The sequence below is a fragment of the Oceanimonas pelagia genome, from assembly GCF_030849025.1.
Taxonomy (GTDB): domain Bacteria; phylum Pseudomonadota; class Gammaproteobacteria; order Enterobacterales; family Aeromonadaceae; genus Oceanimonas; species Oceanimonas pelagia.
The window spans coordinates 1769129-1788043 of record NZ_CP118224.1; the positions used below are offsets into that span (position 1 = coordinate 1769129).

General features: G+C 60.3%; 16 protein-coding genes. 10 read left to right on the top strand and 6 right to left on the bottom strand.

Annotated features, from left to right (window positions below):
- Positions 1-9 precede the first annotated feature (9 nt).
- The 4 genes from PU634_RS08420 (at position 10) to PU634_RS08435 (ending at position 7068) form a co-directional block, all read left to right on the top strand.
- Entirely contained in the window at positions 10-582 is a 573-nt protein-coding gene (locus tag PU634_RS08420; RefSeq protein WP_306763606.1) for a PilZ domain-containing protein, read from the top strand.
- The gene (gene mfd / locus PU634_RS08425) at positions 579-4016 is read left to right on the top strand and encodes a transcription-repair coupling factor (RefSeq protein WP_306763607.1); all 3438 of its coding nucleotides are present in this window, start codon (positions 579-581) and stop codon (positions 4014-4016) included. The genes PU634_RS08420 and mfd overlap by 4 nt, the downstream gene beginning before the upstream one ends.
- A gap of 183 nt (positions 4017-4199) precedes the next feature.
- On the top strand, positions 4200-5645 hold the full coding sequence (locus tag PU634_RS08430; protein WP_306763608.1) for an FAD-dependent oxidoreductase: 1446 nt from the start codon (positions 4200-4202) through the stop codon (positions 5643-5645).
- A gap of 178 nt (positions 5646-5823) precedes the next feature.
- Positions 5824-7068: a DUF3422 family protein gene (locus PU634_RS08435; protein ID WP_306763609.1), complete on the top strand. Its 1245-nt coding sequence runs from the start codon at positions 5824-5826 to the stop codon at positions 7066-7068.
- A gap of 378 nt (positions 7069-7446) precedes the next feature.
- Here the strand turns inward: PU634_RS08435 and PU634_RS08440 are convergent, their stop codons facing one another.
- Entirely contained in the window at positions 7447-9069 is a 1623-nt protein-coding gene (locus PU634_RS08440) for a methyl-accepting chemotaxis protein (protein WP_306763610.1), read from the bottom strand.
- A gap of 578 nt (positions 9070-9647) precedes the next feature.
- Between PU634_RS08440 and PU634_RS08445 the strand changes: the two genes are divergently transcribed.
- The 3 genes from PU634_RS08445 (at position 9648) to PU634_RS08455 (ending at position 12687) form a co-directional block, all read left to right on the top strand.
- Positions 9648-11000 (top strand): metal-dependent hydrolase family protein, encoded by a 1353-nt coding sequence (locus PU634_RS08445; protein ID WP_306763611.1) that lies wholly within the window; start codon positions 9648-9650, stop codon positions 10998-11000.
- A 283-nt stretch (positions 11001-11283) separates the two neighbouring features.
- Entirely contained in the window at positions 11284-11478 is a 195-nt protein-coding gene (locus PU634_RS08450; RefSeq protein ID WP_306763612.1) for a hypothetical protein, read from the top strand.
- A 75-nt stretch (positions 11479-11553) separates the two neighbouring features.
- A complete protein-coding gene (locus tag PU634_RS08455; RefSeq protein WP_306763613.1) occupies positions 11554-12687 on the top strand; it encodes a hypothetical protein in 1134 nt (377 codons plus the stop codon).
- Here PU634_RS08455 and PU634_RS08460 read toward each other — a convergent pair.
- Positions 12681-13181 carry a lactoylglutathione lyase family protein gene (locus tag PU634_RS08460; protein WP_306763614.1) on the bottom strand — a complete coding sequence of 167 codons (501 nt, stop codon included), beginning with the start codon at positions 13179-13181 and terminating at the stop codon, positions 12681-12683. The genes PU634_RS08455 and PU634_RS08460 overlap by 7 nt on opposite strands.
- 99 nt (positions 13182-13280) lie before the next feature.
- Here PU634_RS08460 and PU634_RS08465 point away from each other — a divergent pair, with 99 nt between their 5' ends.
- Together PU634_RS08465 and PU634_RS08470 are read left to right on the top strand one after the other, a co-directional pair.
- The gene (locus PU634_RS08465; protein WP_306763615.1) at positions 13281-14171 is read left to right on the top strand and encodes a LysR family transcriptional regulator; all 891 of its coding nucleotides are present in this window, start codon (positions 13281-13283) and stop codon (positions 14169-14171) included.
- A complete protein-coding gene (locus PU634_RS08470; RefSeq protein WP_306763616.1) occupies positions 14168-14635 on the top strand; it encodes an HIT family protein in 468 nt (155 codons plus the stop codon). The genes PU634_RS08465 and PU634_RS08470 overlap by 4 nt, the downstream gene beginning before the upstream one ends.
- On the opposite strand, the gene PU634_RS08475 is transcribed toward PU634_RS08470, so the two are convergent.
- A complete protein-coding gene (locus PU634_RS08475; protein WP_306763617.1) occupies positions 14632-14907 on the bottom strand; it encodes a hypothetical protein in 276 nt (91 codons plus the stop codon). The genes PU634_RS08470 and PU634_RS08475 overlap by 4 nt on opposite strands.
- Before the next feature lie 150 nt (positions 14908-15057).
- Here PU634_RS08475 and PU634_RS08480 point away from each other — a divergent pair, with 150 nt between their 5' ends.
- The gene (locus tag PU634_RS08480; RefSeq protein ID WP_306763618.1) at positions 15058-15285 is read left to right on the top strand and encodes a hypothetical protein; all 228 of its coding nucleotides are present in this window, start codon (positions 15058-15060) and stop codon (positions 15283-15285) included.
- Here the strand turns inward: PU634_RS08480 and cobO are convergent.
- The 3 genes from cobO to PU634_RS08495 form a co-directional block, all read right to left on the bottom strand.
- A complete protein-coding gene (gene cobO, locus PU634_RS08485) occupies positions 15279-15896 on the bottom strand; it encodes a cob(I)yrinic acid a,c-diamide adenosyltransferase (protein ID WP_306763619.1) in 618 nt (205 codons plus the stop codon). The genes PU634_RS08480 and cobO overlap by 7 nt on opposite strands.
- Positions 15886-17433, bottom strand: a complete 1548-nt coding sequence (locus tag PU634_RS08490) for a cobyric acid synthase (protein WP_306763620.1) — start codon at positions 17431-17433, stop codon at positions 15886-15888. The genes cobO and PU634_RS08490 overlap by 11 nt, the downstream gene beginning before the upstream one ends.
- Positions 17434-17605: 172 nt before the next feature.
- Positions 17606-18898: an NAD(P)/FAD-dependent oxidoreductase gene (locus PU634_RS08495; RefSeq protein ID WP_306763621.1), complete on the bottom strand. Its 1293-nt coding sequence runs from the start codon at positions 18896-18898 to the stop codon at positions 17606-17608.
- Positions 18899-18915: the final 17 nt, after the last annotated feature.

Consider the following 18915-nt stretch of genomic DNA (forward strand, 5'->3'; position numbering starts at 1 on the left):
CAGCACAGCATGGCAGACCCCTATTTCAGCGTGGAATACAGTGCCCAGGTGAACCTGATCCCCCTGGGTGAGCATGAAACCGTGCCCGAGGTGGCCGCGCTCGAGGCCGATATTCCCGCGCCATTCCGGCTGATCAGCGAAGTCACCCGCATCGACACCCACCAGGCCCGGCTGCTGCGCAACCTGGACGAGCACGCCACCGAACTGGTGGAGATCATCAACCAGCAGTCCCGCAAAATCGACCTGGTGCTGAGCTTTGTGCTGGCCGGCCAGGACGACCCGGACTGCCGCTATCGCACCCTCAGCCTCGGCGGTGGTGGCTTTCGCTTTGCATCGCGACACCCCATGACCGATGGCCAGCCGGTGCGCGTGAAACTGTTTCTGCCCGAGCACTCGGTGGCGGTGTATGCCTACGGCGAGGTGCATGCCGAGGCACAAGCTGGCCACTATCGGTGCGACTTTACCGCCATTCGCGAGCAGGACAGGGACGCCCTGATCCGCGCCAGCCTGCAACAACAGGCCAGACAACTCAAAGCCCGCGCCGAGCAGCGCGCCCAACAGAACGACAAGCCCGCTTCATGATTGAGATTTCCAGCCCCGTTCCCAAGCCCAGGGCCAGCCTGGGCGGCCTGATTGGCAGCAGCCTGGCCCTGGCCATTGCCAGCCAGGTTAAACGACAATCCCAGCGCGTGCTGCTGGTGGTACCCGATACCCCCACCGCCCTGCGCCTGGAGCAGGAAGTGCGCCACCTGCTGGCCGACGACGCCCTGCCGGTGCGGCTGCTGCCCGACTGGGAAACCCTGCCCTTTGATCAGTTCTCGCCCCATCAGGACATTATCTCCCAGCGGCTGGAAACCCTCTATGGCCTGCCCGCACTCAGCCGGGGCCTGCTGATTGTGCCGGTCACCACCCTGATGCTGCGCACCCCGCCGCGGGCATGGCTGGAGCAGAACAGCCTGTTGCTTAAGGTGGGCGACCGGCTCGACTTGCACCATCTGCGCCAGCGCCTGGAGCAGGCCGGCTACCGCGCGGTGGAGCAGGTGCTGGAGCACGGCGAATTCGCCGCCCGGGGCGCATTGCTGGATCTGTTCCCCATGGGCGCCGAGGAGCCGGTGCGCATCGACTTTTTCGATGATGAAATCGACACCCTGCGCCCCTTTGACCCGGACAGCCAGCGCTCAAAGGACAAGGTCAAGGAAGTGCGGCTGCTGCCGGCCCGGGAATTTCCCACCGACAGCGCCGCCATCGAGCGCTTTCGCGGCCAGTACCGGGAGCGCTTTCAGCTTCGCAACGAGCCGGAGTCGCTCTACCATCGCGTCAGCCAGGGCCAGCTGCCACCGGGCATTGAATATTATTTCCCACTGTTCTTTGAACAGACCCAGACCCTGTTCGACGCCCTGCCCGAGAACATGCAGGTGCTGGCGGTGGGCGATATTGAGCCGGCGGCCCAGGCCTTCTGGCGGGATGTGAACGAGCGCTATGAAGACCGCCGCCACGACCTGCTGCGGCCGCTGCTGGCCCCCGACGAGCTGTATTTAAAGCCTGATGCCCTGATGCACCAGCTGAACCGCTGGCCCCGGCTGCAGCTGAGCCAGAGCCCGGTGCCGGAAAAGGGCGATCGCGTTAACGCCCCGGTGCGGGCCCTGCCCGAGCTGGAAGTAGAGCACCAGAAAACCGAGCCGCTGGCGCGGCTGCTTGGCTTTTGCCAGCAGTTTGCCGGGCGCGTGCTGTTTTCGGTGGAAAGCGCCGGCCGGCGCGAGGCCCTGACCGAGCTGCTGGCGGGCTCACCGCTCAGGCTCACGCCGGTGGACAGCCTGAATGACTTTGCCAACAGTAAAGACAAGATCGGTTTGCTGGTGGGGCCGCTGGCGCAAGGCTTTGTGCTGGGCGAGGAATTTGCCCTGATCTGCGAAGGCGACCTGCTCGGCGGCCGGGTCATTCAGCGCCGGCGGCGGGAAAAGTCCGCCAGCTTAAGCCCCGACACCCTGATCCGCAACCTGGCGGAGCTGTCCATCGGCCAGCCGGTAGTGCACCTGGATCACGGCGTGGGCCGCTACATGGGCCTGCAAAGCCTGGACGCCGGCGGCATGAAGTCGGAATACCTCACCCTGGAATACGCCGGCGGCGACAGGCTCTATGTGCCGGTCACCGCCCTGCATCTGGTGGGCCGCTACAGCGGCGCCGACGAGCCTACCTTAAACCGCCTTGGCAACGACGCCTGGGCCAGGGCCAAACGCAAGGCCGCCGAAAAGGTGCGCGACGTGGCCGCCGAGCTGCTGGACGTATACGCCCGCCGGGCCGCCCAGCCGGGCCAGGCCATTGCCCACGACAAGAACGCCTACCGCCAGTTCTGCGACGCCTTTCCCTTTGAGGAAACCGACGATCAGCTCAAGGCCATCAACGCCGTGCTTACCGACATGACCCAACCCAGGGCCATGGACCGGCTGGTGTGCGGCGACGTGGGCTTTGGCAAGACCGAAGTGGCCATGCGCGCCGCCTTTGTGGCGGTGCACGGCGGCAAGCAGGTGGCGGTGCTGGTGCCCACCACCTTGCTGGCCCAGCAGCACTACGACAACTTTCGCGACCGCTTCGCCAACTGGCCGGTGAAGGTGGAGCTGATCAGCCGCTTTAAAACCGGCAAGGAGCAGGACAAGGCGCTGGAAGGGCTGGCGGACGGCAGCATCGATATTGTGATCGGCACTCACAAGCTGCTGAGCCAGGATGTGCGCTTCAAGGATCTGGGCCTGCTGATCGTGGACGAGGAGCACCGCTTCGGCGTGCGCCAGAAGGACAAGATCAAGGCCCTGCGCGCCGACGTGGACATTCTCACCCTCACCGCCACCCCCATTCCCCGCACCCTGAACATGGCCATGGGCGGCATGCGGGATCTCTCCATTATCGCCACGCCGCCGGCCAAGCGGCTGGCGGTGAAGACCTTTGTGCGCGAGTCGGATCCGACCGTGGTGCGCGAGGCCATTCTGCGGGAGCTCAAGCGCGGCGGTCAGGTCTATTACCTGCACAACGAGGTGCAGACCATCGAAAACAGCCTGGACGCCCTGCGCACCCTGGTGCCCGAGGCCCGCATTGGCATCGCCCACGGCCAGATGCGCGAGCGGGAGCTGGAAAAGGTGATGTCGGACTTCTACCACCAGCGCTTTAACGTGCTGCTGTGCTCCACCATCATTGAAACCGGCATCGACGTGCCCAGCGCCAACACCATTATCATGGACCGGGCCGACAAGCTGGGCCTGGCGCAGCTGCACCAGCTGCGCGGCCGGGTGGGTCGTTCCCATCATCAGGCCTATGCCTATTTGCTGACCCCCCACCCCAAGCGCATGACCACGGACGCCAAAAAGCGGCTGGAGGCCATTGCCGCGCTGGAAGATCTGGGCGCCGGCTTTGCCCTGGCCACCCACGATCTGGAAATTCGTGGCGCCGGCGAACTGCTCGGCGACGAGCAGAGCGGCCAGATTACCGCCATTGGCTTCAGCCTTTATATGGAAATGCTGGAGCAGGCGGTGAAGGCGCTGCAGTCGGGCAAGGAGCCGGCGCTGGACAAACTGCTGGGCAGCCAGACCGAGATTGAACTGCGCCTGCCCGCGCTGCTGCCGGACGACTACATTCCCGACGTCAACATGCGCCTGTCCATGTACAAGCGCATTGCCGCCGCCGACAGCGATGCCGCCCTGCGCGAGCTGCAGGTGGAGCTGATCGACCGCTTTGGCCTGCTGCCGGAGCCGGGCAAAAACCTGATTGCGCTTTCCGCCCTCAAGGCAAAAGCCAGTGCCCTGGGCATTGAGAAGATCGACGCCGGCCCGCAGGGGGGCACCATCAGCTTTGGCCAGGACGCCAGAGTGGATCCCGGTTATCTGGTGGGGCTGTTGCAAAGTCAGCCGCGCATCTACAAAATGGAGGGCCCGAGCAAGCTGCGCTTTGCCATTCCCAGTGCCGATGCCAAGGCCCGGCTGGCCCTGGTGGGCGACATGCTCAATGAATTTGCCGCGCATCAGGCCTGATGCGCACTCCCACGGACGGGACCGAAGTAACAGATGAAGTGACACCCATTGATATCCGTCATACCGGGCCAGGCCCGGTATCTTTCTGCAGGAAGATCCTGACCGAGTCGCGCTGACTTGCGTCAGGATGACTGGCTTAACAAATGGCCAATCTGTTTTGAATTTCATCCTGACCGAGACGTAATGAACACAGAATCCTGCGCTGCTTTTGCCCGGCGCCCGCTGCGGGTGGGCATTCTGGGAGGCGGTATTGCCGGTGCCACCGTGGCGCTGCGCCTCACCGACCTGGGCATTCACACCCTGCTGCTGGAAAGCAGCACCGGTCTGGTCAACGGCCCGCCCATCTGCCATTTGCACGCGGGCGGCAACCTTTACCGGGAGATCAGCGACGACCAGTGCCTGACCCTGCTGCGCCAGTCCATTGCCTCGGTGCGGGCCTACCCCCACAGCATTAACCGCCGCCCCACCGTGATTGCGGTGCCGGTGACCGACCCCGGCGATCCCGAGGCGCTATTACCCCGGCTGCGCCAGGTGGCACGGGAATACCGGCTGCTGGTGGACGAAGATCCGGCCAACCGGGTGCTGGGTGAGCCCGATGACTATTACCGCTGCTATGAGCGCGAAGAGTTCGAAGCCCTGGCCAGCCGGCCGCTGCCGGCCCGGGCACAACACCACGACGACTGGCTGATCCCCCTGGCCCGCCAGCTGGACGCCGGCAAGCTCAAGTTTCCGCTCATTCTGGTGCAGGAATACGGCTGGAGCCTGTTTCGCATGGCCGCCACCGCCACCCTGGCATTAAGCCATTCGCCCCTGTGCGACCTGCGCCTGAACACCCGCGCCACTCGGCTGGAGCAGCGCGAATGCAGCTGGCTGGTGCAAAGCGTGGGGCCTGCTGGCGAACGGGTGGATGAAGTGGACTTTCTGGTCAACGCCTGCGGCTTTCGCACCGGCCTGGTGGATGACATGGCCGGCTACCGCCGTGAGCGGCTGGTGGAATACAAGGCCGCCTATCTGGCCCGCTGGCCCGGTGCCGCCCACTGGCCCGAGGTGATTTTTCACGGCGAGCGCGGCACCCCCCGGGGCATGGCCCAGCTTACCCCCTACCCCGGCGGCCTGTTTCAGCTGCATGGCATGACCGATGCCATCACCCTGTTCAAGAATGGCCTGGTGGCCAGTTGTGAACACAGCGCCCAGCCGCGCCTGCCCGACGCCTATCGCCACCAGCTGGATAACGGCTGGAGCCAGGACGACGCCGAGGCCCGCACGCAACGCGCCATTGACCACCTGGCCCGGCTGCTGCCGGACTTTGCCCGTGCCACTCCCGCCGGCAAGCCGCTGTTTGGCGCCCAGCAAATTCCGGGCAGCGATCCCAAACTGCGCGCCGCCGATGTGTCTTTTGAAGGGCATCACTACGCCCGGGTGGAAATTGTAAAGGCCAGCTCTGCGCTCACCGCCGCCGACCGTATTGTGGCCAGACTCACCGAGCTGGGCTGGATCACCGGCCATGGTCCGCTGTCGCCGGATCTGGCACTGGTCAGCGGGCAGAGCGCCGCCGAAGTGGAAGCCACCGCCATCGCCCTGGCCGAGGCCCGTGGCTACCCCAGAGAGCTGGCCGAAAACGGCTGGTGAATATTAAAGGGAATGGGAGTTCGGGATTAGGGACTCAAAACGATCGTCATGCCGGCCCCCGAGCCGGCATCTGCTCCTTTCCATTTCCAAGGGAAGCACCAACGCCCAAAAAACAAGAGCCACCTCACAAAATCTGCTAAATTACCCGCCCCGGCTGACAGCAAGTAAAGGAGTATCAATGCGCAGTCACCCCTTGCGGGAGCAAATTATTGCCGAGGTGCACGCCCGGCCCTTTCAGATGCTGCAGGCTCCGCTGGGCATGCGCCATATTGCCGTGACCTACGACGGCACCCCGCTGAACGAGGTGCAGGAAAGCCTGTCCCGGCTGAGCGACCTGCTGCAGCTGCGGGAAACCACCGGCAAATCGCGCTTCTGGCAGGGCGAGAACGACCAGCTGACCCTGCGTTTTGAAGCCCATCACGAGTTTTATACCCTCACGCTGACCGCGCTCAACACCCTTGAACTGCCCGAGCTGCCGCAAGCCTGGCTGGACACCGCCCCGGGCAGTTTTCTCTGCGGCGCCGAAATTCTGTTTCGTGACCATCGGCCCGGCGCCGATGTAAATCCCTGGCTGGAGCAGCACTTTGGTGAAAACCAGGTCAACAGCTCGCTGGTGATGTCGGAGGTAGGCCAGATCTGGACCGACTTTTTTCCCCGGGAAGACAGTGGCCTGGTGCGGGTGCTGGTGGAAGACCGCGGCCTGCAACTGCGCCAGGCCGGCCGGCTGCTGCAGCGCATCTGCGAAATAGAAACCTATCGCCATGTGGCCCTGCTGGCACTGCCGCTGGCCAACGAGGTGGTGCCGGTGATCAACCAGCTGGAAACCGAGCTGGTGGAACTGTCCACCCGGGTGGCCTCGGAAGAGCCGTCGGTACTGCTGCACCAGCTGATGGATCTGGCGGAACGGCTGGAAGCCCTCTCGGCCCAAACCTCCAACCGCTTCTCGGCATCGGACGCCTACTTTGCGCTGGTGAACAAACGCATTGGCGAGCTGCGCGAAACCCGCATTGAAGGCCGCCAGACTGTGGAGCAGTTTATGGACAGGCGGCTGGACCCGGCCACCCGCACCTGCCGCACCGCCGGCCTGCGCATTGAACAGCTGTCCCGCCGGCTGGCCCGCACCACCCAGCTGGTACGCTCTCAGGTGGATCTGTCCATTGAGCAGCAAAACCGCGACATGCTCTCCAGCCTGAGCAAGCGGGCGGGTGAACAGCTGCGCCTGCAGGCCAAACTGGAAAGCTTCACCATTATCGTGATGACCTACTACGCCTTTGACCTGATCGATCGCACCCTGCGCAATCTGGTTTCAAACGAGGAATACCGCCACCTGATGGAAGCGGGCCTGAGCATGTCGGTGCCCTTTATCGCGCTGGGACTCTGGCTCTATATTCGCCGGCTGCTGCGCGGCGTGGGCGAAGACTGACAATAGACACATTTAAGAACAGTAATGGAGGGATTACCGGCCTGTTGCCATGGAGGCAGACACAGGCAACGCTCCGGTTGCAGACATTGCATTGCGTCAATCGCAGATCGTGCACTCAAACACGAGACAGAGTGATAGGGAAAATTGGGAATCGCAGGCCGGAGTGAAAACCGTCCCGGCCTGTTATGGTTGATACCCGCCGGCTATAGCTCCAGCCCGCTTAATAGCCTCGCCATGATGGCTTCGTCGTCGACCAGCTCAAATACCCCGGGGCGAACCTCAAACTCCCTCAGCCACACAACGTAATCCCGGCCATCAGGGCCCGGTGCACATAAATAATTTGTATATCAGCTCCCGGAGCAGGCCGACAGGGGCTGATCAGACCGTGAACTTACCCACCAGCCGACTCAGCCGCTCCGCAAGCCGTGCCAGCTCGCTACTGGACATATTGGTCTGACTGGCACCGGCAGAGGTTTGTACCGACAAATCCCGAATATTCACCAGATTGCGGTCTACCTCACGGGATACCGAAGCCTGCTCTTCGGCCGCGCTGGCAATGGTCTGGTTCTGGTGGTTGATTTGCATGATGGCGTCAGTGATCAGGTGCAGTGCCTCACCGGCTTCCTGGGCAACCTTGCGGGTCATGGCACTCCGCTCCGTGCTGATCTGAATGGCATTAACGGTATCATTGGTTTCGTTCTGTATGGCATTCATCATGGCTTCAATTTCCGTGGTCGACTCCTGAGTGCGACGAGCCAGCGCCCTCACCTCATCTGCTACCACCGCAAAACCTCGTCCCGATTCACCCGCCCGCGCCGCCTCAATGGCAGCGTTCAGCGCCAACAGATTCGTCTGTTCGGCAATGCTCCTGATCACATCCAGAACCGTACCAATGTCGCGTACCCGGCTTGCCAGACTTTCCACTCCCCTTTGAGTATGGGAGATTTCCTGTTCCAGCTCATTGACGGTGCTGATGGTATGAGACACTTTGTCGCGCCCGATGCGGGCCTTCTCATCGGCGGTGTCGGAGTTTTGAGAAGTGGCGGCAGCATTGCGGGCAACTTCTTCCACCGCAGAGGTCATTTCATTCACCGCGGTAGCGGCCTGCTCCAGCTCATCGCTTTGTTGGTTCAGCGTGCGCGAGGACTGCTCGGTGACCACATTCAACTCCTTCGCGGTAGACGCCAGTAGTGTTGAGGACTCATTTATTTCGTGGATGATCTGTTTCAGCCGCTGTTGCATGTTGGAAAGTGCCCGGATCATGTCACCCGCTTCGTCCTGAGCTGTATCAGTAAACTGAGTGGTAAGGTTGCCCGATGCCATGATGTGGCAAACTTCCACCGCCTTGCGTATGGGTAACAACACACTACGACTGAACAGCAAAGCCAGGGTTACCACCAGCATCATGGCAATCACCATGGCGAGCGTCATTGCCGTTTTGGAAAACGCAATAGAGTCGTGGACATGAGCAGAAGCATCATTCGCTCTGCGCTGATGATACTCGGCTATCGCTCTCAGAGTATCACTCACCGCCATGCCCAATGTGGCAAACCCTTGGTGACGAAAGCGATCCGCCTGCTCCAGTCGGCCATTCGCAATCATTGCCAGTAACTGTTCATGCCGTGTGTCATACTGAACCTTGGCCTGCTCCAGTCTGCCATGTAAATCTTTCCCTTCCGGGGTCGTGAGGTAGTCCTGCATGTCCTGCAAGTCTCGGGCGAACTCATTGTTAATGGTTTGCAGATGGGCAAGGGACTGCCGCCGGCTTTGAGAGTCACTGGCATAGAGCGCATCAAGGGTATAGAAACGTATCAGCAGGAATCCCTCACGCACTTTCCCTACATTGTTGGTTGCAGGAATACGCTTGTCCGTGAGGCCGGTAACGACTTTATCAATACCATTAAACTGAATAATGGCCATCAGTCCGATCAACAGGGTGATGACACTCAGCATTCCAAAAGCGATGGCAGATCGGGGAGCTATGTTTATTTTTCGGAGCATACTACGTTCCTTGTCTGTTTTGGTTGGCCGCGTCAATTACCTAACTCAATTAAGCCCGTTCTCCCCCCCACCAGCTCAAATAGACCAAAGTTGCTCACTTTCACCGTACAGCTCCAATCATACCCCTCTTACCCTGTTGTTTCATAAGGCAGATCAACAGTTACACACAATCCGGTGTACCTTTAAACCCTAGGAACGAATGGTGCTGCATTTGGCTCTTGCACTGGAGGTTGTGGGTCATAATGGCATGTAATGACGGAGGAATCAGACGAGCGTTACCCGTTCATCTATGAATGCCGGATTTGATGCTAACCCAGTAGGCGCTGACCCATAAAACAACAATTACGTTGATACAGAACGAACTATGTGCTCATATGAAACTTAATCACCTCACCAAATCAACCAGAAAGTATGTCATTCCGCTGTTACATAAACGCCTTAAAGTGCCAGGGCGATAGAGAATAACACCTCGACATCATGAATGTATGTTCAGCATATAAACTCACCAAAATAAGATTAACATCTTATTTTATTGAAATATGAAATTTCAGAAGGATAAAACTCTACAGGAGGTACTGATGCTCTCAACACTTAAACACTCCATGGCCGCCGCCACAACGCTCTTGCTGCTCACGGCAGGCCAGGCATGGTCGGAAGAGCCCCCTTCCCCTGCGGTAACGCTGTTTACCAATGTCAATGTGTTTGACGGCGTTAATGAGTCGCTGATTAAAAATGCCAACGTGGTCGTGACAGATAACCTGATTTCTCAAATTTCAACCGAACCCCTGGCCGTGGCCGGCGGTCGGGTTATCGACGGTGGCGGACGCACCATGATCCCCGGCCTGATAGATGTTCACTGGCACACCTCATACTGCTGTGCCGCACAAAGCACCGTTGTCACCGGCGACATTCTGGAAGTCGCTATCCGTGGAGCCCAGGGCTCGGAAAACACCCTGATGCGCGGCTTTACCACCGTTCGCGATGTGGGTGGTAATCCTTTCGCCACCAAAAAAATGATCGACGCCGGTGAGCTTGTCGGCCCCCGCATTCTTCCCTCGGGTCCACCCATTGGTCAGACCGGCGGACACTTTGATTATCGCCCGTACCAGGCCGTGCCCACGAACCCGGGAGACTCCCAATGGTATTGGTACAGCACTGGCCTGATGGCAATGGCTGACGGCGTGGATGAAGTCACCAAGCGCGCCCGCGAAGTCATGCGCATGGGCGCCAGTCAACTCAAAATTTCAGGCGGTGGGGGAGTATCATCTGTCTACGATCCGCTCGATGTACGTCAATACACTTTTGACGAACTCAAGGCATTTGTAGAGGTTGCCGACACTTACAACACCTATGTGGCCTCACACATCTTTACCGACGAAGCAGCTCAGCTGGCCATCAAGGCGGGTATAAAAACCATCGAGCACGGTTTCCTGATGAACACGAATACGCTTCAGATGATGGTTGATAACGACGTCTGGCTCAGTATTCAACCGTTACTGAACGACGAAGATGCCTTTACTTTCAACGATCCTGTCAGCACCCAGAAGTGGCTCCAGGTTACTGACGGCACCGACATCATCTACAAGCAAGCCAAAAAAATGGGCGTAAAAATCGCCTTTGGCACTGATATATTGTTCGACCCCGCCCTTGCAGAAAAACAGGGCGCTTTTCTCGCCAAGCTCAAGCGCTGGTTTACTCCCTACGAGGTGATGAAAATGGCCACCTCCACCAACGCCGAGCTGCTTGAGCTGTCGGGACCTCGTCATCCCTACCAGCAAGGCCCACTCGGAAAAATTGTTGAGGGCGCCTACGCGGATCTGATCCTGGTGAACGGCAACCCGCTGGAAGACATTGATCTTGTTGCTAACCCCCAAAAGAATTTCGACTTAATCATGAAAGACGGTGTGATTTACAAAAACCAGTTGAAATAGATAATCAGACGTTTGATTTCTGGCGGTAAAAGGAGGTTTCGCTTGAAAGAAAAATGCAGACACCTGGCAAAAAAAGGAAGATAACAAAAGGCGGCCGGCTCCTGCTGGCCGCAGCATGCCTTGGCAGCCTGACAGCTGCATGAAAGCAAACGGGGCACCACGGCTGGCGAAAAGTTCTGGGGCTGCTCCCAGTTTCCCAAATGCCGGGACGTCATCAAGCCGGCACAACAATAATGCATACTCATAAACACTATCCCTAACCGTCAGACCAAAGGAGCACATCATGTCTGCCGAAAACGAAAACCAGAAAGTCACCGTGGTCGATATCAAAATGCCGTTTATGTCCATGGTGGTGTTTATGGTGAAGTTCGCCATCGCCTCCATTCCCGCCTTTATCATTCTGTCGATCATCTTCAGCCTGCTGGCCATGGTGTTTGGCGGCATTTTTCACGGCATGGGCATGATGGGGCGCTACTGACCGCAAAAAATCACCGCCGGGGCACGCCGGTTCGGGTAACATGTTCATTGTTCCTTTTCTCACTCCGGTGTGGTCATGCTCAAGTTGCTTACCAAACTGGCGTTGTTGCTGCTGGCCTGCGTGTGCGCCGGTGTGCTGGTGCAGCAGACCACGCTGTCGGCGCTGGCACTGAGCCGCGTCGATCCCCTGCCCCATACTCGCGAGCTGGTCAGCGCAGCACGCTATGCCGAGGCGGCGGATTACCTTGGCTTTTTTATGGACTACGACTATGTGAGCTCGAATCCAGAGGCTCAGGCACTCCATCACGACATTGTCCGCCAGCGGGAAAGCTGGCGTTACCGGTTTGAAAAACTGAGCGAAGGACTGGTGCTGGGCAGCAGTGACGAGCCCCTTGGCATAGCGGCGGCGGTGGTCACCGATTTTCTGGTGATCGGCGATATTCGGGATCTCACTCGCCAGGGCCTTCACCTTGCCAGAGACGAGGAGGTAGACGAGGTGCTGGTAGCGCTGTCCACCCTGGGGCTGGTGGCCAGCACGGCCCAACTGGCCAGTGGCGCCGGCACCCTGGCCACCGCCGGTGCGACCGCGCCGGCAGCGGCAGGCGCAACCGCCGCCAAAAGCGGCATAGTGGCGCTGAAAACCGCGCGCCGACTGGGCCACCTGCCGCCCTGGCTGGGCAAAACCCTGGTGCGGACGGCGAAAACGGCCCGCCAGTCCAAAGGCTTAAGCAAGCTGAATGAGGCGTTTGCCAGCGTCACCACCCTGGCACGCACCCGGGGCGGCTTTCGGCTGATGGCGAAAACCCGCAACGCCGACGAGCTGGCCGCCATGGCCCGCTTCGCCCGCACCTTTGGTGATCACAGCCGGCCCCTCTACCGGCTGGGTGGTCGTCTGGCGGTGGATCTTGCCGGCACAGTGAGCAAGGAAACCGTCAAGCTGGCGGCCACCTTTGGCAAGGGCGGACTCAGGCTACTGAACCAGGTTGGTGCCGTCAAGTTCACCAAAATTGCCAGCCGCAGTGCCAAAATGGCCTACAAGGGCGAGGTGTTCCGCCTGCTCGCACGGGCGCTGTTCCAGCTGCCGCCGTGGCTGCTGTCTTTGTTGATGATGCCGGGCCTGCTGCTCTGCATTCCCTGGCGCTGGCTGCTCGATCATCGCCGAAAACGGCGTGCAGGCCGGCGCGAGTGCGCCGGCCTGAATGGTCAGTAAGCCCCTTCGCTGTAGATCAGCTCATAGCTGTGGCTGTAGATCTCCACGATGTTGCCGAACGGGTCTTCCATATAGATCATGCGGTAGGGCTTTTTGCCCGGGTAGTAGTAGCGCGGTTTTTCCATGCGCGCCTTGCCGCCGGCGGCCACAATGCGCTCAGCCAGGCCTTCCACATCCGGATCCTGCACGCAGAAGTGAAACACGCCGGTTTTCCAGTATTCAAAGTTGTTCTCAGGGTTTTGTTGGCCCTGAAACTGGAACAGCTCCACGCCGATACGATCACCGGTAGACAGGTGGGCGATACGAAAGCGGCCCCAGCCCGGGCCGAACACGTCGGTGCACATTTCGCCGATGGCGCTGTCGTCTTCCACGATGTCGGTGGGCTTCATGATCAGATACCAGCCCATGACCTGGGTGTAGAACGCCACCGCCTTGTCGAGATCCGGCACGGAGATGCCAATGTGGGAAAAGTTTCTCGGATAGACCTTGCTCATGATAATGACCTCTTGGGTTGCTCGTTGTTGAAGCAAGCTTAACCCCATGGTTTAATCATTAAAAATTATCGTTTTTTATTTTTATGAGTATCATTCTTAATGGTTAGCCCAGTCTGGCTGCGCAGCTTCTGCACCCTGGTGGAGGTGGGCCACTTCACCCGCACCGCCGAGCGGCTGCACATGACCCAGTCGGGGGTCAGCCAGCATGTACGCAAGCTGGAAGAACATCTGGGGGTGGCGCTGCTGGTGCGCCAAGGCAAGGGCTTTACCCTGACCGATGCCGGCGAACGGCTGTTTGCCGAAGCCAGGGATATTTTGCAGTCGTTGTCGGGCCTGGAGCAACGGGTAGGACAGGACGACCCGTTTACGGGGCAGGTACGGGTAATGTCGCCGGGCAGCGTGGGCCTCAAGCTCTATCCGCAATTACTGGAATTACAGCGCCAGCATACCGGGCTGATAATCGACTACCGCTTTGCCCCCAACGCCAGCGTGGAGCAGGCGGTGGCCGGCAATAGCGTGGATCTGGGGCTGATGACCCAGCCCTCCGCCCATGAGGCCGTTCAGTGCCGGGCCATGGCCGAAGAGGCGCTGCTGCTGGTCACCCCCGCCAGCATCATTGAGCCGGACTGGGCTACCTTGCTGAAGCTGGGCTTTATTGACCACCCGGACGGCAACCATCATGCCGGCCTGCTGCTGGGGGCCAACTTTACCGAGTTTGAACACGTGAGCCAGTTTCAAAAAACCGGCTTTTCCAACCAGATTGGGCTTATCCTGGCGCCGGTCAGTCTCGGGCTGGGTTTTACCGTGCTGCCGGCTCATGCTGTGGCAGCCTTTGCACAGCCGGCGTTGATCCGCGCCCATGCCCTGCCTCATCCCGCAAGCGAAACCATTTATGCCGCCACTCACCGCCACAAGCCGGTGCCCAGCCGGGTCAACACAGTGCTGAGGGTGGCCAAAACCTCCTTAACCCAACCAAAGGACGAATCATGAGCTGCATTTTCTGCGACATCGTGGCGGGCAAGGCGCCCTGCCACAAGGTGTGGGAAGACCACGAGCACCTGGCGTTTCTGTCCATCTTTCCCAACACCAGGGGCTTTACCGTGGTGATCCCCAAGACCCACCACCCCAGCTATGCCTTTGACGCCCCCGACGAGGTACTGAGCAAGCTGATTATCGCCACCAAACGGGTGGCGAAGCTGCTGGATCAGTCCTTTGACGACGTGGCCCGCACCGGCCTGTTTTTTGAGGGTTACGGCGTGGATCACCTGCACAGCAAGCTGTTCCCCATGCACGGCACCGGACAGGACTCCAAGTTTCAGGCCATTGAATCGGTACGGGAAAAGTATTTCGAGCGCTACGAGGGCTATTTGTCGTCCCACGACAGCCACCGCGCCGACGACGCCGAGCTGGCTGCGCTCGCCGCCCACATTCGCGGCGTGGCAGAGCAGGGCTAAAGAATCTGGTTGCGCACCAGGCCACGTTTCACACTTTTGCACAGCTTGCCAAAACGGCGTATTTCATCAAAGTGGGGCACAATGCCCCGCTTTACCTGGTGTTCCCAGTAGCTGAGTTCGGAGTCGAGCAACTCCATCAGTTTTTTCGGGCAGCCAATGCAGTTGTTGCCGGTGCCGCACACAAAAGTATCGGATTCATAAAGGGGAAAGGTTTGCTTGGCCTGCTCAATCAGCTCCCGCATGGCGGTGAGCCGGTCGGGTTTGCGCGACATAGAGTTCTCCTTCCGTCAGACAGACGGCAATGCAACATCAAACCCCGTCAGCATACGCCTGTTGCACCTGTCCGTTCTGATCTGCATCAAGCCGGAGCAGCCTGCACTGTACTAGCCTGTAGCTAACGGCAAATAAAGGCAGGAAGCGTTATGTCCGACACCATGCTGATCCGGGTGCTGAAAACCGCCATGATCATTGGCATTTGCCTGATCCTGTTAGGGGTTTATCTGCACAACAGCCATCATATGGAAGCACTTGGCGTAACCGGCATTCTGATCAGCGCCGGCTGTGTGGCCGTGGGTATGATCCTCTCCCTGCCCACCAAAATGTATCTTACCTTTGTGCTGATGAAGCGGGAGAACAACCGCCCTCAGTAATCAAATCCTTGCTGGGCCTTCACGCCGGCTTCAAAGGCGTGCTTCACCGACTGCACTTCGCTCACGGTATCGGCCAGCTCGATAATGGCCCGGTGACAGCCGCGGCCGGTGATCACCACATGCTGGTGGGCCGGACGATTTTTCAGGGCGGTCAGCACCCGGTCCAGATCCAGATAGTGATAGGCCACCATGTAGGTGAGCTCGTCGAGCAGCACCAGATCGATGCTGGGGTCGGCCAGCATTTTTTCCGCCGGCAACCAGGTTTGCTCGCAGGCTTCCATGTCTTTTTCACGGTTCTGGGTTTCCCAGGTAAAACCGGTGTTCATCACCACAAAGGGCACACCCACCTGTTGCAGCAGGTTGCGCTCACCGCAGTCCCAGCCGCCCTTGATAAACTGTACCACGGCGGCCTTTTTGCCGTGGCCCACGGCCCGCGCCACGGTGCCAAAGCCGGCGGTGCTCTTGCCCTTGCCGTTGCCGGTGATCACCATGAGTACACCACGCTCCTCGGTGGCGGCGGCCACCTTGGCGTCTACCGCTTCCTTTACCTTTTGCTGGCGCTGCTGGTGGCGCTCGGCTTTTACCTGCTCGCGATTCTGATCATTGCTCATGGGGGTGTCCTTGTTGCGTGTTCGGTTGCATCAGTTGTTCGAGTAATTCCAGGTTAAGGTGCTGCTCAAGGGTGTCGGCCAGCCGGTTGATGCTGGCCTCGCGCAACGCATCCAGTGCCACCGCCTGCCGGCTGTCGCTCAGGCCGGCCCAGGACAGCAGCGCATTACAGGCGGCGGTGCTGTCGAACAGGCCATGCAGGTAGGTACCCAGCACCTGGTTGTCGTTTGATACCATGCCGTCGGGCTGCGACTCGCCGTCGGCCACCAGCCGCATCAGCGGCGCATGTTCATCCAGCGCCGTGCTTTGGCCACAATGAATTTCATAGCCGTGCACGACGCAGGAGGCGCCGTCAAGGCTCAGGGTGCCGGTGACGTTGCGTAGCTGCTTGCCGGCTTCAAGCCGGGTGGTCATGGGCAAATAGCCCAGTCCGTCACTGCTGCCGGCGGCACTTTCAATGCCCTGGGGATCGTCGATGCGCAGGCCCAGCATCTGGTAACCGCCGCAAATGCCCATCAGCTTGCCGCCGTAGCGCAGGTGGCGATCCAGCCAGGCCTGCCAGCCGTGAGCCTTGAGCACCGCCAGATCGTCCCGCACCGCCTTGCTGCCGGGCAAAATCACCAGATCCGCCGGAGGGCACAGGGCCGGGTTTGAACCCGCGTGCACCAAAGTGAGCGCCACCCGCGGATGCAGGCGCAGGGCGTCGACGTCGGTGTGATTGCTGATGCGCGGTGTCACCAGCACCACCACCCGGAGCGGGCGCTCGTCACTGTGGGCGGCACCGTGGTGAACGATGGCATCTTCCGCATCCAGCACCAGGTTGTCCAGGTAGGGCACCACTCCCAGCACCGGCTTGCCGGTGAGATCTTCAAGCATGGTCAGGCCATTTTCCAGCAGGCGAATGTCGCCGCGAAACCGGTTGATCACCAGTCCCTTTACCCGCGCCCGCTCCGCCTCGCTCAGCAGCATCAGGGTGCCGTAAAGCTGGGCAAACACGCCGCCCTTGTCGATGTCGGCCACCAGGATCACCGGGCAGTCGGCGGCCTCGGCAAAGCCCATGTTGGCAATGTCGTTGTCGCGCAGGTTGATCTCCGCCGGGCTGCCCGCCCCTTCCACCAGCACCAGCTGATAGCTGTGGCGCAGGCGCTCAAAGGAGTCGAGCACCGCCGTCATCACCCGTTGCTTGTACTGGCGGGCGCCGGGGCCGAAAAAGTCTTGCGCTTCCACCACCGACAACGCCCGGCCCTGCACGATCACCTGGGCGCTGGTGTCGCTCTGGGGCTTGAGCAGTATGGGGTTAAAGTCGGTATGGGCCGGCACGCCGCAGGCCACCGCCTGCAACGCCTGGGCCCGGCCGATTTCACCACCCTCGCTGGTCACGGCGCTGTTCAGCGCCATGTTCTGGGGCTTGAACGGCGCCACACGCAGGCCACGGCGGGCAAACACCCGGCACAGCCCGGCCACCAGGGTGGTTTTGCCGGCGTCGGAAGCGGTGCCCTGCACCATCAGGGCGAGGGCCGGGTGAGAAGAGCTGGTCATGGCTGGAATCAGGCTGGCTTGAAACTGATGCGCACCTTAGCACGAATGGGTGTGGGGCTTAAGAGCTGCCCCCTTGACCATAGTCATTCCGGCCTGTAAGCCGGAATCCATTCTGCAAGCCACGGTGCAGTATACGCTGAACTCCCGCCTTCGCGGGAGTGACAGCATAAACTCAGTGCAGCTTCAGCCGCGGGCGCAGAAAACGGTTGATGCGTCCCACCAGCATCATCAGGCCGGTGCGGGTATAGCCGTGCAGCGCTACCTGGTGCATGCGGTACAGCGACACATACACGGTGCGGGCGATACGCCCTTCCACCATCATGGAGCCACGCATCAGGTTGCCCATCAAGGATCCCACGGTACTGTAGCGGCTCAGGTTCACCAGAGAGCCATGATCCTTGTACACATAGGGCTTGAGCGCACGGCCATGAAGGCTGGCGAGAATGTTGTCGTAGGCCAGGCTGGCCATCTGGTGGGCCGACTGGGCCCGGGGCGGCACCGGCTTGCCGTCGGCCTGCAGGCAGAAGGCGCAGTCGCCAATCACGAAAATACTGTCGTCGCGGGTGGTTTGCAGGGTGTCCTTCACCGCCAGCTGGTTGATGCGGTTGGTCTCAAGACCGGCAATGTCCTTGATAAAGTCGGGCGCCTTGATGCCGGCGGCCCACACCATGAGGTTGGCGGGGATCAGCTCGCCGTCCCTGGTTTTCAGGCCCTCGGCGGTGGCTTCCACCACCATGGTGCCCACCCGTACGTCCACGCCCAGCTCGCGCAGCTCCTTGTGGGCCATGGCGGAAATGCGCTCGGGCAGCGCCGGCAGAATACGCGGACCGGCTTCCACCAGGGTCAGACGCAGGCAGTCGCGGGTCAGCTTCTTGAAGCCGTAGGCATGCAGATGCTCCACCGCGTTATACAGCTCGGCGGAAAGCTCCACACCGGTGGCACCGCCTCCCACAATGGCGATGTCCACCTTTTCATCCACGGTGTCGCTCTCGGCGTATTGCAGAAAGCGGTTCATCAGCTCATTGTGAAAACGTTCGGCCTGTTGCGGGCTGTCGAGGAAAATGCAGTGATCCCGCACGCCCGGCGTGCCAAAATCGTTGGACACCGAGCCAATGGCCATTACCAGAATGTCGTAGCTGAGGGTGCGCTCACCCACCACCGGCTTGCCGTTGTCGTCGGCCAGCGGGGCCAGCTTGATACGCTTGTGGTCACGGTCGATGTCGGTCAGGGTACCCAGGTGAAAACTAAAGCCATGGTTATGGGCCTGGGAGCGGTAGCTCAGCCCGTCAATGCCGGTGTCCATGGCGCCGGTGGCCACTTCGTGCAGCAGCGGCTTCCACAGGTGGGTACGGTTGCGATCCACCAGGATCACTTCCGCTTTGCCCTTGCGCCCCAGCTGACGACCCAGTTTGGTTACCAGCTCCAGCCCGCCGGCCCCCCCGCCGACCACTATGATGCGTGTCATTATTCAAACCTCGTAAG